Origin of the sequence: Mucilaginibacter inviolabilis (assembly GCF_011089895.1) — a bacterium.
GTDB classification, from domain to species: Bacteria; Bacteroidota; Bacteroidia; order Sphingobacteriales; family Sphingobacteriaceae; genus Mucilaginibacter; species Mucilaginibacter inviolabilis.
On record NZ_JAANAT010000004.1, the window covers coordinates 209,330 to 236,126 of the forward strand.

Annotated in this window: 25 protein-coding genes and 2 tRNA genes; 13 read left to right on the plus strand and 14 right to left on the minus strand. The window is 41.3% G+C overall.

Annotation, left to right across the window (positions count from 1 at the left end; translation table 11 throughout):
- Nucleotides 1-68: 68 nt before the first annotated feature.
- Nucleotides 69-1,049 (plus strand): helix-turn-helix transcriptional regulator, encoded by a 981-nt coding sequence (locus G7092_RS24385; protein WP_166093595.1) that lies wholly within the window; start codon nt 69-71, stop codon nt 1,047-1,049.
- An 89-nt stretch (nt 1,050-1,138) separates the two neighbouring features.
- Here G7092_RS24385 and G7092_RS24390 read toward each other — a convergent pair whose 3' ends face one another.
- Nucleotides 1,139-1,564 carry an SRPBCC family protein gene (locus G7092_RS24390; protein WP_166093598.1) on the minus strand — a complete coding sequence of 142 codons (426 nt, stop codon included), beginning with the start codon at nt 1,562-1,564 and terminating at the stop codon, nt 1,139-1,141.
- A 249-nt stretch (nt 1,565-1,813) separates the two neighbouring features.
- On the opposite strand from G7092_RS24390, the gene G7092_RS24395 reads away from it, so the two are divergent.
- The gene (locus G7092_RS24395; RefSeq protein ID WP_166093601.1) at nt 1,814-2,098 is read left to right on the plus strand and encodes a hypothetical protein; all 285 of its coding nucleotides are present in this window, start codon (nt 1,814-1,816) and stop codon (nt 2,096-2,098) included.
- Nucleotides 2,099-2,109: 11 nt separating this feature from the next.
- Here the strand turns inward: G7092_RS24395 and G7092_RS24400 are convergent, their stop codons facing one another.
- The 3 genes from G7092_RS24400 to G7092_RS24410 all read right to left on the minus strand — a co-directional run bounded on the left by G7092_RS24400 (nt 2,110) and on the right by G7092_RS24410 (nt 5,506).
- Entirely contained in the window at nt 2,110-3,165 is a 1,056-nt protein-coding gene (locus tag G7092_RS24400) for a flavin-containing monooxygenase (protein WP_166093604.1), read from the minus strand.
- Nucleotides 3,166-3,300: 135 nt separating this feature from the next.
- The gene (locus G7092_RS24405) at nt 3,301-4,089 is read right to left on the minus strand and encodes a LuxR C-terminal-related transcriptional regulator (RefSeq protein WP_166093606.1); all 789 of its coding nucleotides are present in this window, start codon (nt 4,087-4,089) and stop codon (nt 3,301-3,303) included.
- A 241-nt stretch (nt 4,090-4,330) separates the two neighbouring features.
- A complete protein-coding gene (locus G7092_RS24410; RefSeq protein WP_166093607.1) occupies nt 4,331-5,506 on the minus strand; it encodes a YXWGXW repeat-containing protein in 1,176 nt (391 codons plus the stop codon).
- Between the two features lie 299 nt (nt 5,507-5,805).
- Between G7092_RS24410 and G7092_RS24415 the strand changes: the two genes are divergently transcribed.
- From G7092_RS24415 to G7092_RS24440, 6 genes are all read left to right on the plus strand, one after another.
- Complete coding sequence (locus tag G7092_RS24415; RefSeq protein WP_166093611.1) at nt 5,806-6,261, plus strand: DUF6326 family protein; 456 nt, start codon at nt 5,806-5,808, stop codon at nt 6,259-6,261.
- A 196-nt stretch (nt 6,262-6,457) separates the two neighbouring features.
- Nucleotides 6,458-7,045 carry a Crp/Fnr family transcriptional regulator gene (locus G7092_RS24420; protein WP_166093613.1) on the plus strand — a complete coding sequence of 196 codons (588 nt, stop codon included), beginning with the start codon at nt 6,458-6,460 and terminating at the stop codon, nt 7,043-7,045.
- Nucleotides 7,042-7,614 carry a Crp/Fnr family transcriptional regulator gene (locus tag G7092_RS24425; RefSeq protein ID WP_166093616.1) on the plus strand — a complete coding sequence of 191 codons (573 nt, stop codon included), beginning with the start codon at nt 7,042-7,044 and terminating at the stop codon, nt 7,612-7,614. Before G7092_RS24420 ends, G7092_RS24425 begins: the two co-directional genes overlap by 4 nt.
- Before the next feature lie 72 nt (nt 7,615-7,686).
- Nucleotides 7,687-8,442, plus strand: coding sequence for an SDR family oxidoreductase (locus tag G7092_RS24430; RefSeq protein ID WP_166093618.1), 756 nt, complete (start codon nt 7,687-7,689; stop codon nt 8,440-8,442).
- Between the two features lie 45 nt (nt 8,443-8,487).
- A complete protein-coding gene (locus G7092_RS24435) occupies nt 8,488-8,862 on the plus strand; it encodes a hypothetical protein (protein ID WP_166093620.1) in 375 nt (124 codons plus the stop codon).
- Between the two features lie 242 nt (nt 8,863-9,104).
- Nucleotides 9,105-10,286: a serine hydrolase domain-containing protein gene (locus tag G7092_RS24440; protein ID WP_166093622.1), complete on the plus strand. Its 1,182-nt coding sequence runs from the start codon at nt 9,105-9,107 to the stop codon at nt 10,284-10,286.
- A gap of 87 nt (nt 10,287-10,373) precedes the next feature.
- Here G7092_RS24440 and G7092_RS24445 read toward each other — a convergent pair.
- From G7092_RS24445 to G7092_RS24455, 3 genes are all read right to left on the minus strand, one after another.
- Nucleotides 10,374-10,458, minus strand: a tRNA-Leu gene (locus tag G7092_RS24445).
- A gap of 141 nt (nt 10,459-10,599) precedes the next feature.
- Nucleotides 10,600-10,672, minus strand: a tRNA-Gly gene (locus G7092_RS24450).
- Between the two features lie 68 nt (nt 10,673-10,740).
- Nucleotides 10,741-11,223, minus strand: a complete 483-nt coding sequence (locus G7092_RS24455; RefSeq protein WP_166093625.1) for a regulatory protein RecX — start codon at nt 11,221-11,223, stop codon at nt 10,741-10,743.
- Between the two features lie 59 nt (nt 11,224-11,282).
- On the opposite strand from G7092_RS24455, the gene G7092_RS24460 reads away from it, so the two are divergent.
- On the plus strand, nt 11,283-13,745 hold the full coding sequence (locus G7092_RS24460) for a bifunctional UDP-N-acetylmuramoyl-tripeptide:D-alanyl-D-alanine ligase/alanine racemase (RefSeq protein WP_166093627.1): 2,463 nt from the start codon (nt 11,283-11,285) through the stop codon (nt 13,743-13,745).
- A 106-nt stretch (nt 13,746-13,851) separates the two neighbouring features.
- On the plus strand, nt 13,852-14,448 hold the full coding sequence (locus tag G7092_RS24465) for a DUF502 domain-containing protein (RefSeq protein WP_166093629.1): 597 nt from the start codon (nt 13,852-13,854) through the stop codon (nt 14,446-14,448).
- Between the two features lie 99 nt (nt 14,449-14,547).
- Here G7092_RS24465 and G7092_RS24470 read toward each other — a convergent pair whose 3' ends face one another.
- The 5 genes from G7092_RS24470 to G7092_RS24490 all read right to left on the minus strand — a co-directional run bounded on the left by G7092_RS24470 (nt 14,548) and on the right by G7092_RS24490 (nt 21,160).
- The gene (locus G7092_RS24470; protein ID WP_166093631.1) at nt 14,548-15,807 is read right to left on the minus strand and encodes a TCR/Tet family MFS transporter; all 1,260 of its coding nucleotides are present in this window, start codon (nt 15,805-15,807) and stop codon (nt 14,548-14,550) included.
- 91 nt (nt 15,808-15,898) lie between these two features.
- Complete coding sequence (locus G7092_RS24475; RefSeq protein ID WP_166093634.1) at nt 15,899-17,155, minus strand: TCR/Tet family MFS transporter; 1,257 nt, start codon at nt 17,153-17,155, stop codon at nt 15,899-15,901.
- 278 nt (nt 17,156-17,433) lie between these two features.
- A complete protein-coding gene (locus tag G7092_RS24480; protein ID WP_166093636.1) occupies nt 17,434-18,141 on the minus strand; it encodes an LOG family protein in 708 nt (235 codons plus the stop codon).
- Nucleotides 18,142-18,164: 23 nt separating this feature from the next.
- Nucleotides 18,165-19,649 carry a sodium:solute symporter gene (locus tag G7092_RS24485; protein ID WP_166093638.1) on the minus strand — a complete coding sequence of 495 codons (1,485 nt, stop codon included), beginning with the start codon at nt 19,647-19,649 and terminating at the stop codon, nt 18,165-18,167.
- 197 nt (nt 19,650-19,846) lie between these two features.
- On the minus strand, nt 19,847-21,160 hold the full coding sequence (locus G7092_RS24490) for an Ig-like domain-containing domain (protein WP_166093640.1): 1,314 nt from the start codon (nt 21,158-21,160) through the stop codon (nt 19,847-19,849).
- 199 nt (nt 21,161-21,359) lie between these two features.
- On the opposite strand from G7092_RS24490, the gene G7092_RS24495 reads away from it, so the two are divergent.
- A complete protein-coding gene (locus tag G7092_RS24495) occupies nt 21,360-22,793 on the plus strand; it encodes a glycoside hydrolase family 76 protein (RefSeq protein WP_202985407.1) in 1,434 nt (477 codons plus the stop codon).
- Nucleotides 22,794-22,903: 110 nt separating this feature from the next.
- On the opposite strand, the gene G7092_RS24500 is transcribed toward G7092_RS24495, so the two are convergent.
- On the minus strand, nt 22,904-23,668 hold the full coding sequence (locus G7092_RS24500; RefSeq protein WP_166093643.1) for a DUF4595 domain-containing protein: 765 nt from the start codon (nt 23,666-23,668) through the stop codon (nt 22,904-22,906).
- A 94-nt stretch (nt 23,669-23,762) separates the two neighbouring features.
- Nucleotides 23,763-24,659, minus strand: coding sequence for a DMT family transporter (locus G7092_RS24505; protein ID WP_166093645.1), 897 nt, complete (start codon nt 24,657-24,659; stop codon nt 23,763-23,765).
- 100 nt (nt 24,660-24,759) lie between these two features.
- Here G7092_RS24505 and G7092_RS24510 point away from each other — a divergent pair, with 100 nt between their 5' ends.
- Nucleotides 24,760-26,172 carry an aminotransferase-like domain-containing protein gene (locus tag G7092_RS24510; protein WP_166093647.1) on the plus strand — a complete coding sequence of 471 codons (1,413 nt, stop codon included), beginning with the start codon at nt 24,760-24,762 and terminating at the stop codon, nt 26,170-26,172.
- 78 nt (nt 26,173-26,250) lie between these two features.
- Complete coding sequence (locus G7092_RS24515) at nt 26,251-26,796, plus strand: DUF2975 domain-containing protein (protein WP_166093649.1); 546 nt, start codon at nt 26,251-26,253, stop codon at nt 26,794-26,796.
- Nucleotide 26,797: the final 1 nt, after the last annotated feature.

Consider the following 26,797-nt stretch of genomic DNA (forward strand, 5'->3'; position numbering starts at 1 on the left):
CAAAGATGCCCGTAACCCGGTAGTAGCCAGTTACATCAAAAGGAGTATGATTTATATAATACGGAGTAATGCCATTTGAATTAAAAGACGCGGCCAGTAATGATATGCTGTATATCCATCCTCTTGATGAGGCTGGCTTTAATATGGATGAGCTAAAAACAGAATTGGTTAATTTGAATTTACCATTTGGCGATATGCAAACGCGTATCTGGATATTTAATGGTATCCGGATGAGCTATTCTGAATCTGTTTTCAGGGAGCAGGTTACGTTGGACTGGCGGGGCGATATGAAAATGGTGACCATGTACTTTAGCCTGAAAGGTAAATTGCTTTTGGTAGATAAACACCTGAACAAGCAATTTGAACTGAACACCAATCAACACAATCTTTTTTATGGCAAAGAGGCAGAAGGTAAGATGAAGGTAGAGGAACTAAAAATGCGATCGTTCATGATCCAGTTTACCGAAGATGCTTTTCTGAACATTACCCGCGATGGTAACGATACACTGAAAAGATTTGCTGATAAAATATTAAAGGGAGAGCCGGCCGCGCTATCTGCTGATAATTTAAGTATCAATCTGGCTATTCAAAGTTGTATCCATGCTGCCATTAATTGTAAATTTACCGACTCTTTAAAAAAGATGTTTTTGTTTTCCAAAGCCATCGAAATACTGGTTTTACAAGCCGAATCTTATAATCAGCTGCTTAGCCCGATAAAAATATACGCTAAAACAGATTATGATAAGGAACGTCTGGTTTATGCCCGCGATTATCTAATACAGCATATGGAAGTGCCGCCAAGCTTAACGCAATTAGCTCGTGTGGCAGGTATCAACGAGTATAAGTTAAAGAGGGGTTTTAAGGAGATGTTCGGCACTACTGTATTCAGTTACTTGGCCGAAAGTCGCCTGGAACTGGCCAAGATTGATTTGCTAGAGGCACGGAAATCAGTTACGGAGATTGCATTTGAATTAGGTTATTCTTCCGTTCAGCATTTTAGTGCTGCTTTTAAAAAGAAATTCAACGTGGCGCCAAGCCAGTTAAGGTAATATAGCACCCCATAAACCACAAGACCCGATATAATATCGGGCCTTGTGGTAGGCAGAACAGAAAAGCTATTCTGATCGTTAAAAAAATATTATAGTGTTTCGGTATACTTCTTGAAATTATCAAGAATAGCCTGCCATCCTCCACGTTGCATTTCGATAGGGTTTGTATTTTCAGGATCAAAGGTTTCAATTACCTTAGTACTATTGCCCTGGTTTTCAAAAATGATGGAAACCTTTCTGCCGTCGCCAACAGTATATTCAATAAGGCGATTATCTTCTACAGCGGTGTAAATACCTCCAAAATCAAAACTAAAGCTGCCGTCCTTGGCTGCCATTGTGGTTGTGAAGCTTCCATCCACGCGCAGATCGTTATCTGCATAAGGTGCATGCCAATCATCAGATGCCTGGCACCATTGGGTAATATGCTCGGGTTTTGTCCATGATTCCCAAACTTTTGTTACGGGAGCATTTACAATGCTCTCTACAGTTATTGCTGTGTTATTTGCTGTTTCCATTTTTAATTGCTGTTTTGTTTTGATAAAATAAAGGTAGGGCAACATATTCAAAAAGACAGGGGGCAATCACGACAATTATAGGGGTGGGGATTGCTACGCTTAAAAAATGAGCAGATGATAGGAGGGATGTTTCGTTAACTGATTATCCCTCTTCAGTGAATATTTTATTTATATTTAGTGATGGTCCGATTGAATAAGTCGCGTTTATTCCCCCTCATTATTATTGTTCCGTTTCTTAAGGTAAGTGGTATGGCTATTTTTCCTTTTATCTTGATAAAACATCGGGATTTAAAAAATGATGCCCAATTGATCAGGCATGAAACCATTCATTTAAGGCAGGAACTGGAGTTACTGATATTGCCTTTTTATATACTATACCTGGTTAACTATTTGATCAATATAATCAGATATCGTAATCGCGAGAAAGCTTACTTGAATATCATTTTTGAACGCGAAGCATATGCACATGAAGCTGATAATGATTATTTAAAGCAACGAAAGTTTTGGGGCTGGTTAAAGTTCATAAAGCTTTAAATTAGATTGTATTAGCTGCTTTTTTTGATGTGTTCAGCAATATATGCTGCATCCGCGCCCACACCACCCACCAGGCTCGAGGTTGAGTTATATTGAAAGGGCATTCCAATAAAATAAAGACCTTTTTGATCAGGTACAATTCCCCGGGGGGCAATAGGCCATCCGTTTTCCTTTTTAAAGTAAAAATTAATCCATGAAAAATCAGGTTGGTAGCCCGTACACCATATCACAATGTCGGGATAAACCACTTCTCCATTTTCCAGTTCGGGGAAACCATTATTTAGTCTTACCACGCGTGGTTTACGGTTAACCGCAGATTGATCAAGGCGGGCAAGTAATAATGGAGACACTGCTCCTCCTTTAAGGTAGCCAATTCTCATCTTTCTGCCTAAAGAATTACGGATAGTTAAAATATTTTTAAAGATCCACCAGGACAATCCCCCAATCTTAAAAAGAAAAGCCGGTAAAATGGTTGTAGGCATACCTGCAAGGGTAGGTTTCCGGCTGGCTGGTATCTCCAATGCGATTTCAATACCTGAAGTGGCCGATCCAACTATAAGTACCTCTCCATCTGGTAAGGATGCTATGTTTTTATAGTTTGATGAATGGATTTGAAATATCTTTTTATTAAGCTCTTCCGCAAATGAAGGGATTTTAGCTGCATGATTTGCTCCTGTGGCTATTACTACATGTTTACAATTAATTGTTCCGGATGTAGTAATCAGAGTATAGCCCGATCGTGTTTTATCCAGTCGTGATACACGTGTGTTCAATAGGATGGGTAGTTTTAATTTGGCAGCGTATGATTCAAGATAATCTGCCATGTTGTTTTTAGAGGTACGACCCGAGGTTTCGAATTCATTTAATAATCCCGGAAGTTGATTATGAATTTTAGGAGTAAATAATTTTAACGAATCCCACCTTTTACGCCAGGAGTTGCCTATTTGCTCTTCTCCATCAATAATCAAGAAATCACGTTGTTGTTCTTTCAGATAGTATCCCATGGCTAAGCCAGCCTGTCCGCCCCCAATAACAACCGTATCATATACCATTATCTTGTCTTTCATAAAATCTTCTTACTCTTTTAAATGAACGGGGCAAAATTGTATTAAAATAGAGCAAGCGACAATCACGGAAAATGATGATTTTTAACCGCAATGATGAAAGATGCAGGGAAGTTTGCAGAGAAAGACGGGACCGGATTATGAGATCCTGGCGGTACGACTGATTAGTTCGGCAGAGTTTTTTACTTTTAATTTTTCCAATAAATGCCTGCGATGGGTTTCTACCGTATTATTACTTATAAAAAGCTTATCAGAAATTTGTTTTGATGAAAACCCTTCACCAATACATTTTAAAACTTCTTTTTCTCTTTTGGTCAAAACATCCAGGTCTGGATAATATTGATCAACCAAAGTTTGATCGATACCTGGTTTGTTTTTAGATTCGAGTAATTTGGCCCAGGCTTTTACCATCACATTATCCTGCTCTTTTTTTAGGCGAAATTTTTCCAGACTGGATTGATAATCATTCTTTTGTTGAGTAATATCGGTTAGTTTACCAACGGCTTTAGTTTGGTCAGGCTGTTGTTTATGGGCAATAATTATTTTTGTTTCCCGTACCCATAAATATTCTTGATTTATCATTTTAAACCTAAACTCTAATATTTGTTTATTGCTTTTTTTTCCAGGGGTAATTTGGTGATATTCGTGAATGGCGTGAGTAAAATCAACGTATTCTGCCAGCACTCTTTCTACATCATCGGGATGTATAAGTGATACCCAAAGATCAAAGCCTTTGGCTTTAAATTGATCTTCATTTATACCAATTTCATCTACCAGGGGGCCTTGCATGTAGCAAAGTTTGTTAGTAGGGCAATCGACAACAAAAAATGCGCTTTCACCATCATTAAATTTAGGTTTAAAAAAACTCTGTGGTATCTTGAAACCAGGACCCAGGAAAGCCGGTAATTCTTCTGAAAAATTATTCATAAATAAAACTAAGATTTGATTTTTTCAATTCAGACCATGGATGCTTTATGATCAAATATATTGGTTAACCAAAATTGGCGTTTTATGTTTGCGATACAAAGTTAGGTATTTGGCTGCCAAATTTTATAATCAGTTAACCATAAGGAGGCGATTGAGAGGGGATAAGAATCTGGCTTAAAGCGTATAAATAAAAAGAGCCATCGTTTTAAACGATGGCTCTTTTTATTTATATCACTGGAAATTATCCATGACGCTGATGAGAAATTTGCCTGCTGGCTCTGTTTTGTTGATGATTGATTTGTCTGTGTTGCTGGGCGGTCAATCGTCCGTCATTGGCCCGTCTGTCGGCGTTGATATTGCGATTAATATTTTGTTCACGATTCTCGGTCCTTGCAGCTTGCCTGGCATTCATTTGTCCGTTGCGGATTCCCTGAGCTATTCTTTGTTGTTGATTAGCTCTTCTTTGCCCAACTTCATTGTTTCCATAATTGGCATTGTTAGCATTATGCTTATCTGCATCAATAGCATTGCTTAGTTTGTTTTGCTGGTTATTAACCTGGTTGCGTTCCTGTCCGGTTAAATGCCCACCATTATCGGCTCTGTCTGTGCGAACTTCTTTGTTGAGGTTAGCTTCACGATTCTCGAGATTTTTGGTTTCACCGGCATTTAATTTGCCAGAAGATATACCATTGGCAATGCGGCCTTGTTGATTAAAGCTACGTCCGTTTACTCTGTTCATAGCAGTAGTTGCCGGCGCGCCATGATTAACAGATGCAAACTGATTATGATCACGGCTGGCGGTTTGCTGATGATCCATCTGATTTGACGTAGGCTGTATATGATTTTCATTCATAGCCCTGCGTTCCTGCTCATTTGGATTTGCATTAACTCCCCCAGGTCCATTAAAGCTGGTACGATTATTTATAGTAGTATTATTATTGATCACCGTTTTGTTTACATAAGTATTATGTATCACGGTAGTGTTTACATTAGCTACAGCTGTATTATATCTAAATACATTACCTGCCCAAACACCGCCACCAAAGCCAACACCGCCATATCCAAAACCATAATTAACACCGCCATAAAAGCCTACATGAGGCCCCCAGTAACCCGCATGAAAACCATAAACGCCACCTGCATAGCCCCAATATGCGGGAGTCCATAATACGCCTACGTGAGGTGGCCTAACCCAAACACCGGGTACCCAATAGTAACCATCCGGATCTGCATAAGCCCAATAACCGGGTGTCCAGATGTAGCCATCGCCAGGGCAAACCGGTTGTGTATAAACGGGTAAAGCCGGTGGCGCAATATGTGCTGATATACTAATACCAACACTTACCTGTGCATAAACCTGCGGCATTACAATGGTAAAGGCTGCAAGTAAAACAAAGCTTTTTAATATCTTTTTCATAGTTTGTTTTTTTCATAGAGACGGTTATAGGTTAAGAAGGTTTAATGAATAACCCTTTTTAATTTGGAAGGTAACTCGTGTAAGATTGAAAATCCGTCCGACTATTTTTATCCGCCTGGTCGATCCGGCAGAAACTATTGAAAAAGAATATTATTTAATTTGTTGCCAATAAGAATATTTCCCTGCTGCCGGTAAAAGATTATCAGTACTGTTTGCAAAATAAAGCCACATGATTATAAAATGGGAAATGTTTTTGTAACATATAAATAGTTTTTATCATCTAATTATTAAACCTAACTATGAATTCACAAACTACAACGTCTAACAAATTTCAGGATTTTAAAATCAATACAAGGATTAAGCTATCTGCTTTATGGATCGCCGTAATGTTACTTTACGTTTATGGAGATGTTTTTTCCATGTTTATTCCTGAAAGATTGAAAGGATTACTGGAGGGGGATAGCGGGGCGGGTGCTACTACTCCTGCGGTATTAATGGCCTATACATTGGTGGTTGCAATTCCTATAAGCCTGGTGTTAATATCATTAATACTAAGGCCTGCAATAACGCGTCTGCTTAATATCATCATCGGAATTATATATACATTAATTCAATTGCTTACAGTAACCATGCTCACCCCTTTGAAACCAATGTGGTACTTTTATATATTACTCGGGGTATTGGAAAGTGTAGTTACCATCATGATCATATGGCATGCCTGGCGCTGGCCTGAACAAAATACGGTTGAGCATTAATTTGTTACTAGTATTACAGAATAAGCTAAACGCAGCTGCATTATTACCACAAGGGTAAAAACGATACTGCCAACTTTCTGTCAAACTAAACGCAGCTGCATTATTACCACAAGGGTAAAAACGATACTGCCAACTTTCTGTCAAACCCTAAAATTGGGCTTTGTTTCTTATATTTGGTTGTTGTTTTTTCAAACAAATGCACCCACTTATACAACACATTCAAAAAATCACCTCCGATTCCGGGGTAGACGGAGATGCCATATTACCCTTTTTTGAAACCAAAATATTTAAGAAAAAAGACATTTTACAGGAAGAGGACAAGCGTTGTTTGTGGTATTTTTTTGTAATAAAAGGATGTCTTCGTTTATATTTTACAGATTATAATGGAGTAGAACAAACCATGCAATTTGCATTGGAAAACTGGTGGATGACAGATTTGAACGCTTTTCGGTCCGGGCAGAGATCAGGATATACCATCCAGGCGCTGGAAGCAACGGAGGTGCTGGCCATTACCGCCGCAAACTATGAATTGCTCATGGCAAAGTTTCCCATCACCGAGAGCTATTTCCGATTGATATACGAGCGGGCTTATGCTGCCTCTTTGCTCCGCATCCGGATGATCTCCAGGATGCCTAAGGATGAATTTTATGAGCTGTTTCAATCCAGGTATCCCGAATTTATTCAACGGATCCCACAAAAAGTTTTGGCCTCTTTTTTGGGCTTTACACCTGAATACCTAAGTGAATTACGAAAACATAAAGTAAAGGGAAAAAATAATTCATGACCGAACAATTGTACAAGCATATCCAAAAACTTGTTCCTGTTTTTGCTACAGGGCAGGAAAAAATAGCATCATTCTTCCAAACAAAGCAGGTGAAAAAAGGGGAGTTGCTTTTACACGAAAACGAGATTTGCAACACTATTTATTTTGTTAATGAAGGGTGCTTGTACTTATTTTATGATGATAATGAAGAAAAACAAGTTGTACATTTTGCGCTGGAAAACTGGTGGATAACCGACTATAAAACATTCCCAGATGGCAGACCTGCTGTTTATTCAATTGCAGCGATGGAAGATTCGGAAATTACCATGATAAGCAGGAAAAACTACGAAACACTGTTGTTGCAATATCCCTTACTGGCGTTATATTTCAATAAAATTCATGAGCGGGCCTATGGAGCAGCCTTATTGAAGCAGAAAACATTTGCTACCGTATCCAAAAAAGATTTCTATTGCTATTTCAGAGATACTTATCCGGAATTGATCCAAAGAATACCTGATACCATTTTTGCCAGCTATATGGGTGTTTCGATGAAAGATTTAAAGACTTACCAGGACCTTTATGTTTCTTAAACCAGCTTAAGTTTTCGCGGCAACGCTATTTTCATCTTTGTAATATATAATTAACCTTAAATATTATAGGTCATGAAGATAGTAGTTATCGGCGGTACCGGCCTTATCGGTAGTCAAACAGTTAAACAATTACAACAAAGCGGGCATGAAGTAATTGCCGCTTCACCAAACAACGGTGTCAATACCCTAACCGGCGAAGGCTTAAAAGAAGTGTTACAAGGTGCAAACGTTGTGATAGATGTATCTAACTCACCGTCTTTTGAAGATGTTCCGGTGATGAATTTTTTCAAAACAGCCAACGAAAATCTGTTACCTGCAGAAAAAGCAGCAGGGGTACAGCATCATATCGCCTTATCGGTAGTGGGAACTCAAAAACTACAGGCCAGCGGTTATTTCCGTGCAAAACAAGTACAGGAAGATATGATCAAAGCATCAGGTATCCCTTATACCATTGTGCATGCTACACAGTTTTTTGAATTTGCAGGAGGCATTGTTCAAATGGGTATGGTGAACGGGAAAGTAATACTTCCGGCAGCCAATATCCAGCCTATCGCAAGCAAAGATGTGGCGGCTTTTATGGCCAAAACAGCATTAGAAAAACCCGCCAACAAGATACTGGAAATAGGCGGCCCCGAAAAATATGATATGGCAGCATGGATAAAACAATATCTGCAGGCAACTCATAAAAACAACGAAGTAACATCTGATGCACAAGCTCTGTATTCAGGAGCACCAATTACTGCTGATACCATAGTACCGGAAAACGCTGTTTTCCTGGGCCAAACACATTACGCCGGATGGATAGCAATGCCTGAAAATCAGCGATAAAAACGTAATCTAAATATCAAATGATCAATTTTAAAAAGTTAAAAAATGAATAGTGAACAATTAATTGAATTAACTAAAGAGCTCATTTATGAAGCTACGCATTTTAATGTACCCTACGTAAAGCAAATTTATGCAGATAATTTGCTGATAGTTAAAGTTGATAAAAATGGTGTAGTTGATACGATGAACAAAGAGCAGCTTGTTGGGTTTGTTCAGGGAAATAAGGATTCAAATACATCGCCGCTTTCTACCAAAGCCGAGTTTCATTACGCTGTTTGTGATGAAAATATGGGTATGGTGATCCTCACCCGTGATCTGGAACAGGATGGACCGTCTGGAAGAAAGTACATTACACTGATCTGGGAATATTTGTCAGGAAGATGGCAGGTTGTCAAAGAATCATTCGTGCCGCATAACTAATAGAATGCCCGATACAATTATTGTATCGGGCGTTGCTGCTATTTCTCTGGAGGCATCGTTCTCTTAAATAATTCAGGATAGGCGATCACCATCCCATCGTTGTCGATTTCTATTATAGTTTCAAAGTTCTTCTCCGTTTTCTAAAGAAGTCCGTTTTTCAGATAATGAATGAGTAGCAGTTAAATGCTTTTTGTATCAGGGTAGATTGATTTTAGTGTGTCTCACAATAAAATCATAAAATCATGCCTAAAACGAAATCAATTAGAGTACTAAAAGTACTTGCCTTAGCAGTACTAGCAACCTTAACCATGTGTTGTAAAAAGAACAAAGATGCTACTGCGAATGAGTCATGCGGTATCGGCGCAAACCATCATCCCAACAGCAGTAAGTATCAGCGCATAATTGATAAATTTATGGAAGCTGGTGCATCTGGAGTCAGTGTAACCGTTATTTCACCCCAGGGTACCTGGTCCGGAACCGGTGGTAAGGCCGATGTGCAGAACAATATTAATTTAACACCTTGTAATACCTTGCGTGTTGGTAGTATGTCAAAAATGTTCACTGCGGCAACTGTTTTAAAACTACAGGAAGCAGGTGTTTTAAAAATAACAGATAAAATAAACAAGTATATCCCCAGAAGCATCACCGATCACATTGCCAATGCAAATGATGTAACTATTGAACAGTGTATGGATCATAGATCTGGAATTACAGATTATTTAACGGCAAGTACCATAAGCGCCATACTCAATTTATCAATCGTTAAAAATTCTGCGGAAGATAATCTGAAACTGATTTATGGAAAAAGCGCCGATTTCCCGCCAGGGGAAAATATGGTATATTCCAACTCCAACTATCTCTTGCTTTCTGAAGTAATAAAGTACGCAACGGGTAAAAAAGCCTATGATGTAGTGACAGAAAAGATAATTACTCCACTTCAACTTCAAAATACATTTGCCAGTACCACGGTACCCAATACACTTTCAAAATCATATTATGATGTTGACAATAATGGGATCATGAAAGATGTAACCAATTTAGATAATAACGCCGTGGGCGGAGAAGACGAATTAGATGGAGGGATTATTTCCAATTCATACGATGTAGCTAAATTTTTAGAGGCTTTGCTAACCGGAAAGGTTATTTCACAACAATCATTAGCCCAGATGGAAACATTTTATGATATACCGCCAAGCCAGTTGCCTTTGGATCTGAGGTACTATAAACAGTATGGTTTGGGCTTAATGAAAGCAGAAACCGATCATGGGACTGTGATAGGGCATGATGGCCATGTGTATGGTTTTATAGGAAAAGCATTTTATTTTCCGGAACAAAAAATTACAATGGTTATACTGCTGAATGGATTTTCCAACAAAGTTCAGGCTGTACTTGATGCCAAAGAAACATTTAACTATTTATTTTGATTAGAGACTGGTATTATCGCAGTACTTTATCGTAACCTGTGTTGGATATAAAAACAAAATCCCCGATACGCCAGTATCGGGGATTTGTACTCAGAGCGGGAATCGAACCCGCACTCCGTTTACGGGAACAGGATTTTAAGTCCTGCGTGTCTACCAGTTCCACCATCTGAGCGGATGGGTTTTACTCATTTTTCGTAACTGGTACTCCTTTACGGGAACCCCGATTTAAATCGGGGCGATCTACCAGTTCCACCATCTGAGCAGGTGTTAACCTTTTAAAAATAAAGCCCAACTTTTTGAAGGAAGGGCTTTGAGCGAAAGACGAGATTCGAACTCGCGACCCCGACCTTGGCAAGGTCGTGCTCTACCAACTGAGCTACTTTCGCGTTGGGAGTGCAAATATAGACAGAAAACCATATTACACAAATATAAAAATGAAATTTTTTAAAGTTTTTTATAAGTCGCTGTTTTTCAAAACTTCAGCTATCAGGTCGGCTTCATATCCACGGCTCATGGCATACTGCTGTAGTTTGTAACGGCGTTTAAATTCATTTTTTTCGATTACCATTGTCGCTTTTTTCTCCAGCAAGCGGGTTAGGGCGGTCATATAGTCATCAAGATCAATAGTGAGCAATGCCTTTTTGATCAGCACATCGGGTACACGTTTCAGTTTCAGGCCTTGTTTTATTTTGATTTTGCCCCAGGCTTTCTGACTAAATTTACCTTTCACATAAGCTTTGGCGAAACGATCCTCATTCAAAAAACCACCTTCAATCAGTCGGCTAATGGTTTGTTCCACAGCGTCGGGCCAAAGTCCCCATTCATAAAGCTTATCCCTAACTTCCTGCTGCGAGCGTTCCTGGTACGCGCAAAAATGTTCGGCCTTGGCCAATGCTACTTCCGGGTTGCTTATTTTAATTTTTTTAGGCTCGTCCATCAATGTCAAAATTCGTTAAAAATTCTTCTATTGTTAGATAATATACTCAAATTCGTGGCATGCATAACAATCAATACACCATCACCGAAGTTAAGCAGATCATTAATGCCGAAGGCAATATTGTAAACGACAGTATCGTAAGCACTCTGCTTACCGATAGTCGCCGGATTAGCAACGCGGCCGAAGGATTGTTTTTTGCGTTGAGCGCGCGCCGAAACGGGCACGAGTTTGTGGCCGAGGCCTACGCTGCAGGCGTTCGTAATTTTGTGGTTAAACACGGACCGGAGTTTAACCTGCCAGGAGCTAATTTTTTACGGGTAGAAGACCCTTTGGCTGCTTTACAGGCACTAGCCGCAGCTCATCGGTGCCAGTTTAAATTACAGGTGATTGGTATAACGGGGAGTAACGGTAAAACCATAGTGAAAGAATGGCTTTATCAATTGCTTACTGCTGATAAAAATATTGTACGTAATCCAAAAAGCTATAATTCACAAATTGGTGTGCCGCTATCGGTATGGCAGATCAATAGCCGTAACGATTTGGGGATTTTTGAAGCCGGTATTTCCACTGTAAACGAAATGGAAAAGCTCTGGACTATTATCAGGCCGCAGATAGGTGTGCTCACACATATTGGCTCGGCACATGACGAGGGTTTTACCAATAGGCGCCAAAAGGTGCAGGAAAAGCTTCTGCTCTTTAAAAGGAGTAAAAAATTGATTTATCATTACGATGATCTGTTAGATTATCAGAAAGACATTCCGGTGAAAGAAACTTTTACCTGGAGCCGCAAGTTTAAAGTAGCCGACTTGTATGTTTTTAGCGAGACGGTGATCTCCAAGAAATATTACCTGCGGGCTTACTATCAAAAAAAAGAGATCGAATGTTTGATCCCGTTTTCTGATCAGGCTTCGGTAGAAAATGCCATTACTTGTTGGGCTACTATGCTGGCCCTGGGTTATAGCCCGGCTGAGGTTGATAGACGGATTGAGCGCCTAAACCCGGTGAGCATGCGCCTGGAGTTGAAAAACGGCATCAACAATTGCTCGGTTATTGATGATACCTACAACTCCGATTTGCAATCGCTGGAGATAGCGCTCAATTTCCTGGGACAGCAAAATCAGCACCAAAAAAAAACGCTGATTCTGTCGGATATTTTGCAATCAGGCTTGCAGCAGGATGTGTTGTACTGCCAGGTAGCAACACTTATTGGTACACAAAAGATTGACAGGTTTATTGGTGTGGGCCCAGCGCTTATGAATAACCAAACTTGTTTTGCATTGCCCGAGCAGCATTTTTTTGCCGATACATCGGCGTTGGTGCAACAACTCAAAGCACTCAATTTTAAAGAAGAGACTATCCTGATCAAGGGTTCGCGTAGTTTTGAGTTTGAACGCGTTAGCAGCGCGCTTACACAAAAGGCGCATGAAACCATCATGGAGATCAACCTGAATACCTTATTGGGCAACCTTAACTTTTATCGCTCCAAACTAAAACCAGGCGTAAAAGTGATGGCCATGGTTAAAGCTTTCTCCTACGGCAGCGGCACCTTTGAGGTGGCTAATATGCTGCAATATAACAAGGCCGATTACCTCGCCGTAGCCTATATTGATGAAGGTGTGGCTCTGCGCCAGGCTGGTATCAACCTGCCTCTGGTGGTGCTTAACCCCGAAGCATCGGCATTTGATAAATTGATCGAACATAAACTACAGCCGGTGATTTACAGTTTTGGTTTGTTGGATGATTTTGTATCCTACAGTCGCGATCATGGTTTGTCGGCTTACCCAGTGCACCTCAAAATCGATACAGGCATGCACCGCCTGGGTTTTGAAGGTTTTGAAATAGATATGTTATGTGATATGCTGGAGCAGAACAGGTATATCCGTGTGGAATCGGTATTTTCGCACCTGGCGGCCAGTGAGGCCGCACAGCATGACGAATTTACTAAAACGCAGATCAAGCGTTTTGAAAAAGCTTTTAAAGAGATAGAAAGAACCTTGGGCTATAAGGTGATCAAGCATATTTGTAATACAGCTGGTATCATCCGTTTTCCGGGCGCTCATTATGATATGGTACGATTGGGTATTGGTTTATATGGTATCGATTCATCGGTACCTACCACTGATCAGGCTTTACAACCCGTGGCCCGCTTAAAAACCAGTGTTGCCCAGGTTAAAAAAATAGGGGCAGGCGATACCATTAGTTATGGTCGTAGCGGCAGCCTGTTAAAAGATGGCAAAATAGCCACCGTACGTATTGGCTATGCCGATGGCTACTTGCGTGCATTTGGTAACGGTGTGGGTAAAATGCTGGTAAAAGGTACATTAGTGCCTACAGTAGGCAATATTACAATGGATATGTGTATGCTGGATGTAAGCGGCCTGGATGTAAGCGAAGGCGACGAAGTGATCATCTTTGATGATAAACACCGTATCGAAGAATTAGCCAAACAAATAGGCACTATCCCCTATGAAATATTAACTAATGTTTCACAAAGGGTAAAAAGAGTGTATTTTTATGAATAGAGTATCAAGTAGTTAGTATCAAGTATCAAGACATCTTACTTCTTCAATGTCAAAAGAAAAAAATCGTGATACTTGATACTAACTACTTGATACTAAAAAAGAAGGTATGAACAGATTAGCGGGCGCTTTATTAAGGTATTTTGTAAAAGGGTTATTAGTGGTAGTACCCATAGGCGCGGCATTCTTTTTAATTTACTGGGCGGTATCAACTATTGATAAGGCATTGAATTTAAGCGATGTGCTTTGGGTTGATAAAGAAGGTAAGCACGTATACATTCCCGGTTTAGGTATTTTGAATGTGCTGGTAGTGATCCTGATAGCGGGAATACTGGTTACCAATGTGATCACCGATCCTATAAAACGCTGGTTTAACCGTTGGCTTAACCGCCTACCGCTCATTAAATTCCTGTATTCCTCTATTAAAGATTTGACCGAAGCTATTGTAGGGGAGGAGAAAAAATTCAACGAACCGGTTATTGTCGAAGTCAATGAATTCGGACTAAAGAAAATCGGATTTATTGTTCAAAAAGATCTGGCTTCCCTTGATCTTCCCGGGGAGGTAGCTGTTTATTTCCCGTATTCCTACTCTTTTGCGGGCCAGGTAGTGATCATATCCGCCACAAAAGTAAAGCATCTCGATAAAAACGCTGCCGACATGATGAAGTTTGTCATATCTGGTGGAGTAAGCGGCCTGGATCATTGAGCTTAGAGCTGAAGGCCGAAAGCAGAAAGCCTTCATACTACATAAAGCTGAAAGCCTCAAAACGCTTATTTTATTAATGATGATAAAAGCTTTAGGCTTTTAGCCCTGTTCAAGGCTTTCTTCTTTCGGCTTTAAGCCTTGAGCTTTCTTAAAGCTTCTGATAGCCAAAAATACACTGATCAGCATTAACACGGCGCCCAGGATATAGGGTGCGCCAGGGAAGTAGGCTGTAGTATTGCGATGCGTGAACAGGTGAAACACAGAACTCATTAATAATGGGCCAATAATAACAGCCACGCTGGTTAAGCTGGTTAATGAACCCTGCAGTTCGCCTTGTTCTTTGGGTGATACGGTGCTGGTAATCAACCCCTGCAGGGCGGGTCCGGATATACCACCCAGGCAATAGGGTATCATATACAGATACATGAGCCAGCCGTGGTTTGCAAAGGCTATCAGCGTTAAACCAATGGTGTAAAAGAGCAAACCGGCCACTATGTTTTTTTCTTGCCCGAATTTGGGGATAGTGTACCGAATGAGTCCACCCTGTATAGCCACCAGCACTACACCAATAAAAATACCCAGGGTGCCAATGCTGTTAAGCGTCCAGTTAAATTTTTCTATCAGAAAAAAGGATAAAACATATTCTACCGCTTTTTGGGCTACATAAACAAGTGAAAATGAAGCCACCAATCCAATAAGCGCGGGGTATTTGCCCAGATTACGTAAAGAGCTGATAGGGTTTGACTTTTTCCATTCAAATTTGCGGCGGTTTTTAAGTGCTAATGACTCGGGCAGTACAAAATAACCATAGGCCGCATTGATCAAAGCAAAAGCAGCAGCGGCCATAAATGGATATTTTACGTTAAGATCGCCCAGATACGCTCCCAAACCTATACCAATGATAAAACCAAGTCCCGATGCTGCACCTACTAACCCGAAGTTGGCTGCCCGGTTTTTCCCGGTACTGATGTCGGCAATATAAGCTGTAGCGGTTGAATTGCTGGCGCCGGTAATGCCTGCAATGGTGCGTCCAACAAAAAGCCAACCTATGGTAGGGGCAAAGGCCATAAAAATATAATCGATACCAAAACCAAGCAATGAGCTTAGCAATACCGGTCTGCGCCCATACCGATCGCTTAAATTACCCAGTACCGACGAAAACAGGAACTGCATAGAGGCATAAGTAAATGTAAGATAGCCGCTGTACTGCGTGGCGGTACTTACATCAATATGGCCCAATGTTTCCAGTAATTTAGGCATTACCGGTATAATAACCCCAAGGCCAAGCACATCAACAAATAAGGTAACAAATATAAATCCCAGCGCTGCTGAGTGCTTTTTTTTAGGTTTGGAGGTCATTAAAAGTATAAAGGCTTAAATCAGGTAAAAGTTTTGATACAAGATGTTTTACACTTTTACCCGGCTAATCGTGTTTCAAAAATAGATGATTTTATGGAAGCGACTCTACCTTTATTTCTTCTACCGGATGCTTCTTAACTGTTCTGAAACTTCGTATCACCAATATCGTGCTTAACAGCATCAGTATACCACCCATCATAAAAGGTGCCCCGGCAAATTGTACTGGTGCGCCCTTGCTGGTAAAGTAAGCAAACAGGCTGGTCATCATTGGCGGACCTATAATGGTGGTAGCGCTCATGAGGCTGGTTAAGCCGCCCTGTAATTCACCCTGTTCATTAGGTGGCACTTCCTGGCTAATCAGGCCTTGTAGTGCCGGGCCTGCAATACCGCCCAGGCAATAAGGAACCAGTATGGCAAACATCATCCAGCCTTTGGTAGCAAAGGCAAACAGAAAAAGACCTGCACTATAAAATAATAAACCAATCCAGATACTTTTTTGCTGCCCCAATTTAGGAATAGTGATGCGAATAAGCAAGCCCTGTACCAATGCCGACATCACCCCAACAAAACCCAGTGAATAGCCTACCCAAGCCTCGTTCCAGCTAAATTTTTCCATAGTGAAAAAGGTCCAGGTGCTTTGTACCGCCTGTGCAGCTATATAGATCAGGATCAATGATACTACTAAACCACTGATGGCCGGGTACTTTTTTAACTGCATCAGGGAGCCCACCGGGTTTGCCCTTTTCCATTCAAACTTGCGGCGATGATCCATTGATAATGATTCTGGTAAAATAAAAAAACCATATAGCGCATTAATGAGTGCCAATACTGCTGCGGCAATAAAAGGTAGCTTAGTGCTGTATTGCCCAAGTATACCGCCCAATACCGGGCCGATGATAAAGCCCAAACCAAAGGCTGCGCCGATAAGTCCGAAGTTTTGTGCGCGTTTTTCGGGTGTGCTGATATCGGCTATGTAAGCTGAGGCTGTTGTAAAACTGGCCCCGGTAATACCGGCTATAAGTCTGCCTACAAATAGCCAGCCTATAGATGGTGCAAAGGCCAGAAAGGTATAATCGATGCTAAAGCCCAGTAAAGATGCCAGCAGTACCGGGCGTCGACCATATTTGTCGCTCAGGTTACCCAGCAACGGGGCGCAAATAAACTGCATAAAGGCATAGGCAAAGGCCAGCCAGCCTCCATAGCGCGAAGCATCGCTCAAATTACCATGAATAAGGTGTTGTATCAGTTTGGGTAAAACGGGTATGATGATGCCAAAGCCAATAATATCTATCAATAGGGTAACAAAAATAAATCCTAAGGCGGCCTGGGGTTTAACTTTAGTACTCATAAGTATATGTTTTTGCAAATTGTTTACAGGTTAAATTTACCTCTGCACATTAAAACCTGAAAGGGGCTATTACGACACATTAAGGGGTGCATCGTGACATAATGATATCCTTTAGGCTATTAAGCAATATTGGTAAGTGACTTAAAGATAGAAAAGACTCTCTAGGGCGCTATTTGTTACAGCGAAGATATCCACAATTGTTTTAACTGCCTGGTAGTTAACTAAAATAAGAAATGCCGCTTGTTGAGCGGCATTTCTTAAAATAAAGTTTATCGTTATTAAAAATTCGGTTTTAGTACGTATTTGTTATAGAATCTGGTAATGTGCTCTACGGCTTCTTCTGCAGTATCAACTACCCGGTACAGGTTCAAATCATCGGGGTTAATGTTATGCTGTTCGGCCAGCATTTTTTCTTCTACCCAGTTAAACAGGCCTTTCCAGTACTCTACCCCAACAAAAATAATAGGGAAACGGGCAATTTTACCGGTTTGTATCAGGGTAATAGCCTCAAACGATTCATCCATAGTACCGAAACCTCCAGGCAGGATGATAAAGCCCTGCGAGTATTTCATGAACATTACCTTGCGGATAAAGAAGTAATCAAATTCCAGTATCTTATCCCTGTCGATGTATTTGTTATGAAATTGCTCAAACGGCAGTTCGATATTTAAGCCCACCGATTTACCGCCCGCCTCATAGGCACCCTTATTAGCTGCTTCCATAATACCCGGTCCGCCGCCCGATATTACACCATATCCGTGCTCGGTAAGCAGGCGTGCGGTATCTTCGGCCAGTTTATAGTATCTGTTATCATTATGGGTACGTGCCGATCCGAATATGGATACGCAAGGACCTATTTTGGCCAGTTTTTCAAAACCGTCAACAAATTCGGCCATTATTTTAAATATCTGCCAGGAATCGGTCACTTTAATTTCCTGCCAGTTTTTGTTTTCAAACGCTTGTCTTATTTTTTCTTCGCCTGTCATTATCTTATTCTGATTGTAATTAACTATAACGTTGCCATTTTGGTTTTTGATGTAGAGGTAAGCAGCAACCCCACAAAAGTAATTAATCCGTTTACAATGATCAGCTCATTGCTAAAAACATAACCGCCTAATAATTTGGCCGATTCGGTGCTTAAAAAGTAACATACCGCCGGTGATATTAAACAAATAAAAGGCACCAGCTTATCGCGTACCTGCCGGTTGCTCACAAACAGGCCAAAAGAATAAAGGCCTAGTAGCGGCCCATAGGTATAAGAAGCTACCGCGAATATGGCGCTTACCACGGCATCATTATTAATAGCATTAAATATTACAATGGTTAAAAACATCAATCCCGAAAAGGCGATGTGAACGCCATGCCTGATGCCTACCATCTTTTTGCTGTTGAGATCGCCTTTTTTATTGAAGTTTAAAAAATCAACACAGAATGAGGTGGTGAGGGCTGTAAGGGCTGAATCGGTAGTAGCAAAGGTGGCGGCGGTTAGGCCCAGCATAAATACCATGGCCGGTACTATGCCCAGGTATTTAAGCGCGATGGTTGGGTATAGGTAGTCGGTTTTATCTACATGGATGCCGTATTTGCTGGCATATAACCAAAGCAAAGCACCCACACTTAAAAAGAAGATATTGATCACCACAAACACGCTGGTAAAACTGAACATGTTTTTCTGCGCCTCTTTGATATTTTTAAGGCTCAGGTTCTTTTGCATCAAATCCTGGTCAAGCCCAGTCATGCCCACGGTAATGAACAAACCACCCAGGAAAGCTTTAGTAAAATGGAGCTTACTGCTCAGAAAATCATTAAAGAAAAATATCTTGGAATAGCTGCTATCCTTGATGGCGTTGGCAGCTTCAAATATATTCATGTGCAGGCTTTGGCAAATAAAATATATCGACAGGAATACCGACAGCACCAGGAAAAAAGTTTGCAAGCTATCGGTAATAATGATGGTTTTTAAGCCCCCTTTAAAGGTGTATGACCAGATGAGGAGCAAACAAATCAGTACCGTGACAGCGAAAGGAATATGGTAACTATCGAAAATAAACTTTTGCAATACAATAACCACCAGGTAAAGCCTGAATGCGGAGCCAATAACCCGGCTAATGAGGAATATGCCCGCCGCGGTTTTATAGCTCCAGGTACCCAGTGCGCCTTCTATATAACTATAAATAGAGGTAAGCTTAAGCCGGTAGTACAACGGCAGTAGAACGGTAGCAATGATGATAAAGCCGGCAGCGTTGCCCAATACAAACTGGAAGTAAGAGAATTGATCGCCGGAAGGGGCGCCAACTTTGCCTGGTACCGATATAAAGGTAACACCACTTAGTGCCGTACCGATCATCCCGAATGCTACCAGGTACCATTTAGAATTGCGGTTGGCTACAAAAAAAGTATCATTATCCGATGATTTTTTAGAGGTGAGCCACGATATAACCAGGAGCACCAAAAAGTAACCGATAATAAAAGAAAGCAGTATTCCGGGCGACATATGTTTTAATTAGTCCGGATACCGAGTGTTGAGGATTCCGGAAGTTCAATAGTTTGATTATTCCGAAAGTCGGAAACTTTTTTTACAAAAGGTAATTATTGACCCGGGTTTATTATTTTATTAGAGAGGTGAATGAAAAGCACTAGGCTGTAGGTTTAAATCAGTCGTTTTTTTGAATATGAGAATCACAGGTAACATTATTTACCCGCCGTACTAAAATCAACAAGATAAGGTTTCAGCGGGATGCCATCCTTGTTCCTGAATCCGGGGCCAATCAATATCTGATAATGCTGCCCAGGTTTTAATTCGACTATAAGAGTGATCGACCTGCCGTCTTCTGAAAAACCCTTAAATTCTTTAATTTTAAGCAAGTTGCTTTTGCCTAAGGGGCCAAATTCAAAATTGCGGTAGTGTTTGTTCATCTCTTCAGAGAAAAGCAGCGTTATTTGTGTGCTCGCAGTATCAATGTTTGTGGTGTTGTTTTTAAACTCTTTAATGCCGGTTACTGTAGGCCGGTGCTTTTCATATTCACTTTTGAGTGCTTGAACCGGTTTAGCCAGATAGCCCGACTCATCTACAAAGCGGCTCAATGCCGGCTCATCATTATAATCCAGCTCAATCATATCCTTGATGGCCTGCTTTTTATCTTTTGCCTTGTTGTAATATTTTTCACAGATGGCATAACCCACATAATAGCCCAGGTCGCGTACGCCAAACTCATTCTGCGCATCGCTATATAACCAAAAGCTGTAAGCTGGATTAAACAGTTGTTGGGAAAATACCTCTCTTATCCTTTCATAATGATCTTTGGCATAATATAGGGCAGGCAGGGTAGTAGCCTGCTCAGTCGCTTTCACGGCCACAAACTCCGCCACGCCTTCCAATACACATTGTGCTAATAAATAATTACCCTCGGTTGTTTTTTGCTGCGTGTGCACATATTCATGTATGTTGGTAAAAACTAAAAGATCAATAGGGTAGGTTTTTGCAGGAGTTTTTGTGTCGCTCTGATTTTTAGAAAATTCCTGTTTTACCGTATTTTTATCGGTTAGGGCTATTTCGCTGCCAATGAGGATCATATTGCCTTGCGTTGTTCCGCCAGTTCTGAAAGCGCCTATAGTAAAATAGATCTGTGCCGGTTTTAAATCAGGATAAAGCTTTTTGAGTTTTATTACGTTGACAGCTATTTCATTTGAAAAATCTCTTGCCTTTAGTGTATTTGCCCGGATAGAATTCCAAAACAACGGGTATTGGTTAATGGCATCGATATATGATTTTGGGGTGTATTGCCTGGCCTTCATAATAGCTTTTAAGCCCGGCGTACCCTTTTCAATAAAAAGCTGATTGAGGTAAGCATACTGTTGTGCGCTGTCTTTAGTAGTAACAATTTGATCATAAGCTGTCCAGAAGTTATCGATATCCGAAGTGATAAAGTTTGGATCGGTTTTCTGGGCAAATGCCATTTGAAAAATAAACAGGCAAAAAACAAGAGAGGTAATAAGGTGCTTCATATAAATAAAAGACACCTGAAAAAGTATTGTGTGACAACAATATTGACTAAAGTTATCATACTGTTAAATAAGGGGTTAATAATTTGGTTAATAAACGGGTTAACGATTTTTTTATAGGGTTTAATCATTATTTAAGCATGGGTTCGCCTTATTATTGTTATCAATAATAACCAATTATTAAACCTTAATACCGAAATCTATGAATGTACAAAAAACTTTCTTTTTTGTGATCTGGGGCGCGTGCGCCACTTTGCTGAGTTGTAGTAAAGCCAGGACTATCCCTCCGGATACTGCTAATACCGATGCCATGGGTAAACAACAGCAGATCAACGTAGCCAAGCTGTCCAACTCCAACGATGCCATTGCCGATCTGGCTTATTCGGCTTTTGACACAGCCTGTTTTAACCCCAATACAAATCTATATTACAGCACCACTAACAAGGATGGTATAGCTGCTATATGGACGCAGGCTATTTACTGGGATATGGCCATGGATGTGTATAACCGCACCCATAAACCAGCGCAACTAGCCCGTGTAAACGCCATGTACCAGGGTGGCTTTAACCAGTACGATGGCTATAACTGGAACAATACCACCACCTGGTTTATCTACGATGATATGATGTGGTGGGTAATGGCTCTGGCCCGCGCTCACCAGCTCACCGGTAACGCGGCTTACCTGCAAAATGCCAAGGCTGGTTTCGACCGGGTTTGGGCGGGCTCTTATGATCCGGTTGATGGCGGCATGTTTTGGGATTTTAACCATAGTGGTAAAAACTCCTGTATCAACTTTCCAACCGTTATAGGAGCTATGCGCCTGTACAATATCACCCATGACCAGGCCTATTTAACCAAAGCGCAATCCATTTATACCTGGGCTAAAACCAATCTTACAGATGCCGGCACTGGTGAGGTTTATGATAATAAGATAGGCAGCAACCCTCCGGGCGGACAGGCTTATACGTACAACGCCGGTACCGCCATTGGCGCTGCTTATTTACTTTATAAACAATCGCATGATGCCGCTTACCTGGCCGATGCTAAAAGATATGCTGATTATGTTAAAAATAACCTGTGTACCGATGGCATACTGCCTGCCGAAGGCGATTTTAACGAACAGGGTGTGATGAAAGCCATATTTGCCGATTACATGATGCAATTGGTTAACGAAGGAGGCCAAACCCAGTACCTGGACTGGATCAAACAAAACTTAACCACTGGCTGGCTCAACCGCGACAGGGCCCGCAACCTTACTTATCGAAATTATGCCGTGACTTGTCCGACTGGCTACATCCAATCGTACGAGGCCAGCAGCCTGGTTACCTTTTTGCAGTTGTTCCCCAAAAATGTTTGCCTGTTTCCGCCGGGAGTAACTTTTTATGCCAATACCATGTACGGTGGCGCCGCTACCAAGCCAATTCCTAAAGGGAACTACACTTTAGCACAGCTACAGCAGTATGGTTTTGTGGATAACTGGGCATCTTCGGTAAGCATACCCGAGGGTTGGACGGTAACCATGTACAGCGATGACAACTTCCAAGGTACCTCCTGGCAGCTTAATGCCGATACCCCGCATTTTCCTAACCTTACGCCAACGGCCAATGACGTGGTGTCGTCTGTTAAAATACAATAACCTTTACTTTATTCATGCTCATGAGCCCCCGTTGTACAACGGAGGCTTTTTTAGTTTGGTAAAGGTTTCCGGCTCATGGCAGGCGATGTCGGGGTGAGTCGAATGCTGTATTACTTACAACTGTATTTCATATCCAGCAAGTAGCCGAATTCATGTTTGTCAGTAGTTGTAAATTTAACAATATTGCCTTTGGCATCTTTGTCATAGGTATAATTCTCATAGAAGCCATTGCTATCGGAGCTTTTTAAGGGTAAATTTTTGGAGGCTTTACCAAAATAGGCTTTTAGCGCTTTGTTATAGTGCTGTGGTAACCAATTGACCAGTTGTTCATCGATAAAGTTATTTTGCGCCGCGTCAGTAGTATACTGAATGGTAGCTGTATGATTATAGTCGGGGTTTTTATCGGTATAAGCATCGGATGTAAGGTTGCCATTGGTATAGGTATATTTTGAAGACGAGCCATCGCTTGAAATCTCCTGAATTAAATAGCCATCGGTATTATAGGTATAATTTGTTTCCTTGCGACTATTAGCATAAACTGCCTTTATAATTCTGCCGCCATTATCTAATTTATAGGTAATGATGGCCCCATTGTTTCTTTTTACGGTTATCTGATCATTTGCATAAGTATATTGATCTGCATAGGAGTCATTGGCAGATTCCCATTTTAAAATACTTACCCTTCCTTTATCGTCATAAGTATAGGTGGTTTTGCCAACTTGTCCTGCGCCCGTACGTTTAGCCGTATAGGTGCCTTCGGTTAATAAGCAGCTATTTGCGGTTTTATCGGGTTGTTTGGTATTGTCGTTTTTGTCTTTTTTGCAGGAAGACATGATCAGTAATGAAACTGAAAACAGTAATAAGGTTTTTTTCATTTTGTTTTTAGATTGATAACCGTGTTGCTCAGAGTCAGGAAAGCAACACGGTTATGCAGGTGTATTTATTTGTTTTTCTATAGATAGTGATTAATTACTTTGCGAACTTTTTTGAACCGGCAACACACAGAATTACGCCGATGGTAACAGCTACCATGCCTATGCTTACTTTTTCGTGCAATAAGGAAGCTGCCAGGGCCAGGCCGAAAAAGGGCTGCAGTAGTTGTAACTGACCCACGGCAGCAATGCCTCCCTGGGCTAATCCCCGGTACCAGAATACAAAACCAATGAGCATACTGAATACCGAAACATAAGCCAGACCCACCCATGCAGATGTTCCAACTTCTGAAAATGATGGCGGAAGCAGGAAGAATAGGATAGGTATCATAAAAGGTAACGATAGCACCAGTGCCCAGGAAATCACCTGCCAGCCACCCAGTGTTTTGGAAAGTTTTGCGCCTTCGGCATAGCCCAATCCACATAAAATAATAGACAGTAACATCAGGATATCTCCAATGGGCGACGCAGACAGTCCCTGCACTACGGCAAAGCCTATAACAAATAAGCTCCCCAGTATCGAGAATATCCAGAATGCCCGCTTAGGGCGTTCGCCGCCGCGTATAACACCGAATATGGCTGTGGTAAGCGGTAGCATCCCCAGGAACACAATAGAATGTGCCGAGGTAATGTGCTGTAGGGCCAGGGCTGATAGTAGCGGAAAGCCAATAACACAACCTGCAGCCACAATAGCCAAAGAAAAAATATGCTCTCTTGCCGGGCGCTTCTCCCTAAAGAGCAACAGAACGCAAAGGGCTAGTAAACCCGCGATGGTTGCACGGGCAACGGTTAAAAATAGGGGATTAAAACCCTGTACTGCGGCGCGTGTGGCAGGCATCGAACCGCTGAATATCAATATGCCGATGAACCCATTGATCCAACCACTGTTACTGTTTGCTACTAATTTATGGGGAATTGCTTTACTGCTGATCATGGTATGATGGTTAATTATTATTGGGCAAAAATAAATAAGGGATAATAAAGGTTACAGACTCAGTTTTGTGTATTTTGATGGATACAGTTATATTTGTAACATGAGCAAGGATTTTCTTTACAATGAAATTGCAAATGGAATTGTTATCCAGATTACCGGAGGGGTTTTGCAGCCTGGCGACAAGTTGCCTTCGGTACGGATGCTATGTAAAGAGCATGGCATCAGCATGAATACAGCCAAAAGGGTGTTCCTGGAACTGGAAGCGCAATCATTGATCGACTCCAAACCGCAGTCGGGGTATTTTGTGAGCAGGTTACCGTATCAGAAGCTTCCGCTGCCCGAAGTAAGTCGGCCCTCATCCTTAGCTAACAGTAATGAGCCCAATGAGTTAATTAGTAAAGTATATGGCAATATGGGGAATAGCCGGCTCACACTTTTTTCTATCAGTGCGCCCTCCGGCGATTTGTTACCCCTGGCCAAACTGAAAAAGGAAATAGTGCATGCCACACGCGAACTCCGGGAAGGCGGTACCGCCTATGAGCCTTTACAGGGCAATGTAAAGTTGCGAAGAATGATTGCCGTGCGTTCTTTAGCCTGGGGAGGGAATTTACATGAAAACGATCTGGTGACTACCGGCGGCGCCATGAACGCCGTTGCGCTTTGTTTAATGGCCCTGGTAAAACCGGGTGACACGGTAGCTGTGGAAAGCCCTTGTTATCCTGGCATTCTGCAGCTGGCTATAAGCCTCGGCTGTAAAATACTGGAACTGCCAACACACCCGGTTACCGGCCTGGAGATAGAGGCCTTAAAAGAAGCTATTCCCAGGATTGATATTTGTTTGCTGGTTCCAAACTTCAACACACCGCTGGGCAGCTGTATGCCCGACGAACATAAAAAAGAAGTGGTTGAGCTTTTGTCTGCCCATAACATTCCGCTGATTGAAGATGATATTTATGGCGACCTGTATTTTGGTACACAACGCCCAAAATGCTGCAAAGCATTTGACAAAGAAGGTAATGTTTTATGGTGCGGCTCGGTATCCAAAACTTTAGCGCCGGGTTATCGTGTGGGTTGGGTGGCGCCGGGTAAATACAAAGAGAAATTGCTCAAGCTAAAACTCATTCATTCCATATCTTCTTCGTCTATAGTACAGGAGGCGGTGGCTAATTTTGTGACCACGGGTAAATATGAAAATCATTTGCGCCAGCTTCGCCGTACGGTGGAAGACAATTATCAAAACTATCTGCGGGCTATAGCTCAATATTTTCCGGAGGGCACTAAAACCAGCAGACCCCTGGGCGGGCTTTCGCTTTGGGTTGAATTTGACAAGGGAATTGATACCGCGAAGCTATATGATTTGGCTATTAAACAAGGTATCTGCATTGCTCCGGGGCGGATGTTTACCTTGCAGGATCAATTCGAAAACTGTATGCGACTCTGCATCGGCTTACGCTGGACAGACGAACTGAAATTTAAATTAAAACAATTAGGTAATCTGGCCAGGATGATTTAATTTTTCAATAAATAATTATTGTTTATCGATAAATATTTATCTATAATTGTGTAGTTATTCTTAAAAAACAGAACAGTTATGGAAGTTACTACCAAACGAACGCTGACAGTATTACTCGTCCTTTCCTGGATAATATTTGTGGGTTTATGTATTGAGGCCGGTGGTTTTATAACAAATGCGTTTTTTGCATTGGTGAACCCGGCAGTTGTTAAACATCTTTGGCACGAGGCCGATCTGTCTGCCCTTTATCAGCACAGCATGTGGTATTTTTTTACGGAGATGTTGTTGATGAGTGTTGTCGCCGCATTGAAAGCCTGGTTGTTTTACCTCATCATCAAAATTCTGCACGATAAAAAGTTCAATTTAGCTCAGCCTTTTAACAGGGAGGTAAGGCGTTTTATTTTTAATATAGCGTGTATCACCTTCATGATTGGACTGTTTTCCTGGTGGGGCGTTAAATATACCGGCTGGTTGATTAGACTGGGAATAACCATGCCCGATGTACAATATTTGCGCCTGGGTGGTGCCGATGTGTGGCTGTTTATGAGTGTTACCCTTTTTGTAATCGGTCAGATATTTAAAAGAGGTGTCGAAATTCAGGCAGAAAACGATTTAACTATATAAG

Excerpts from the sequence above, each read along its gene's own strand:
- G7092_RS24490 (WP_166093640.1), bottom strand. The coding sequence starts at position 21,160 with ATGAAGCACCTTATTACCTCTCTTGTTTTTTGCCTGTTTATTTTTCAA.
- G7092_RS24485 (WP_166093638.1), bottom strand. The coding sequence starts at position 19,649 with ATGTCGCCCGGAATACTGCTTTCTTTTATTATCGGTTACTTTTTGGTG.
- G7092_RS24475 (WP_166093634.1), bottom strand. The coding sequence starts at position 17,155 with ATGAGTACTAAAGTTAAACCCCAGGCCGCCTTAGGATTTATTTTTGTT.
- G7092_RS24400 (WP_166093604.1), bottom strand. The coding sequence starts at position 3,165 with ATGAAAGACAAGATAATGGTATATGATACGGTTGTTATTGGGGGCGGA.
- G7092_RS24505 (WP_166093645.1), bottom strand. The coding sequence starts at position 24,659 with ATGATCAGCAGTAAAGCAATTCCCCATAAATTAGTAGCAAACAGTAAC.
- G7092_RS24410 (WP_166093607.1), bottom strand. The coding sequence starts at position 5,506 with ATGAAAAAGATATTAAAAAGCTTTGTTTTACTTGCAGCCTTTACCATT.
- G7092_RS24405 (WP_166093606.1), bottom strand. The coding sequence starts at position 4,089 with ATGAATAATTTTTCAGAAGAATTACCGGCTTTCCTGGGTCCTGGTTTC.
- G7092_RS24385 (WP_166093595.1), top strand. The coding sequence starts at position 69 with ATGCCATTTGAATTAAAAGACGCGGCCAGTAATGATATGCTGTATATC.
- G7092_RS24515 (WP_166093649.1), top strand. The coding sequence starts at position 26,251 with ATGGAAGTTACTACCAAACGAACGCTGACAGTATTACTCGTCCTTTCC.
- G7092_RS24425 (WP_166093616.1), top strand. The coding sequence starts at position 7,042 with ATGACCGAACAATTGTACAAGCATATCCAAAAACTTGTTCCTGTTTTT.
- G7092_RS24495 (WP_202985407.1), top strand. The coding sequence starts at position 21,360 with ATGAATGTACAAAAAACTTTCTTTTTTGTGATCTGGGGCGCGTGCGCC.
- G7092_RS24500 (WP_166093643.1), bottom strand. The coding sequence starts at position 23,668 with ATGAAAAAAACCTTATTACTGTTTTCAGTTTCATTACTGATCATGTCT.
- G7092_RS24455 (WP_166093625.1), bottom strand. The coding sequence starts at position 11,223 with ATGGACGAGCCTAAAAAAATTAAAATAAGCAACCCGGAAGTAGCATTG.
- G7092_RS24435 (WP_166093620.1), top strand. The coding sequence starts at position 8,488 with ATGAATAGTGAACAATTAATTGAATTAACTAAAGAGCTCATTTATGAA.
- G7092_RS24440 (WP_166093622.1), top strand. The coding sequence starts at position 9,105 with ATGCCTAAAACGAAATCAATTAGAGTACTAAAAGTACTTGCCTTAGCA.
- G7092_RS24390 (WP_166093598.1), bottom strand. The coding sequence starts at position 1,564 with ATGGAAACAGCAAATAACACAGCAATAACTGTAGAGAGCATTGTAAAT.
- G7092_RS24470 (WP_166093631.1), bottom strand. The coding sequence starts at position 15,807 with ATGACCTCCAAACCTAAAAAAAAGCACTCAGCAGCGCTGGGATTTATA.
- G7092_RS24415 (WP_166093611.1), top strand. The coding sequence starts at position 5,806 with ATGAATTCACAAACTACAACGTCTAACAAATTTCAGGATTTTAAAATC.
- G7092_RS24430 (WP_166093618.1), top strand. The coding sequence starts at position 7,687 with ATGAAGATAGTAGTTATCGGCGGTACCGGCCTTATCGGTAGTCAAACA.
- G7092_RS24480 (WP_166093636.1), bottom strand. The coding sequence starts at position 18,141 with ATGACAGGCGAAGAAAAAATAAGACAAGCGTTTGAAAACAAAAACTGG.
- G7092_RS24460 (WP_166093627.1), top strand. The coding sequence starts at position 11,283 with ATGCATAACAATCAATACACCATCACCGAAGTTAAGCAGATCATTAAT.
- G7092_RS24420 (WP_166093613.1), top strand. The coding sequence starts at position 6,458 with ATGCACCCACTTATACAACACATTCAAAAAATCACCTCCGATTCCGGG.
- G7092_RS24510 (WP_166093647.1), top strand. The coding sequence starts at position 24,760 with ATGAGCAAGGATTTTCTTTACAATGAAATTGCAAATGGAATTGTTATC.
- G7092_RS24465 (WP_166093629.1), top strand. The coding sequence starts at position 13,852 with ATGAACAGATTAGCGGGCGCTTTATTAAGGTATTTTGTAAAAGGGTTA.
- G7092_RS24395 (WP_166093601.1), top strand. The coding sequence starts at position 1,814 with ATGGCTATTTTTCCTTTTATCTTGATAAAACATCGGGATTTAAAAAAT.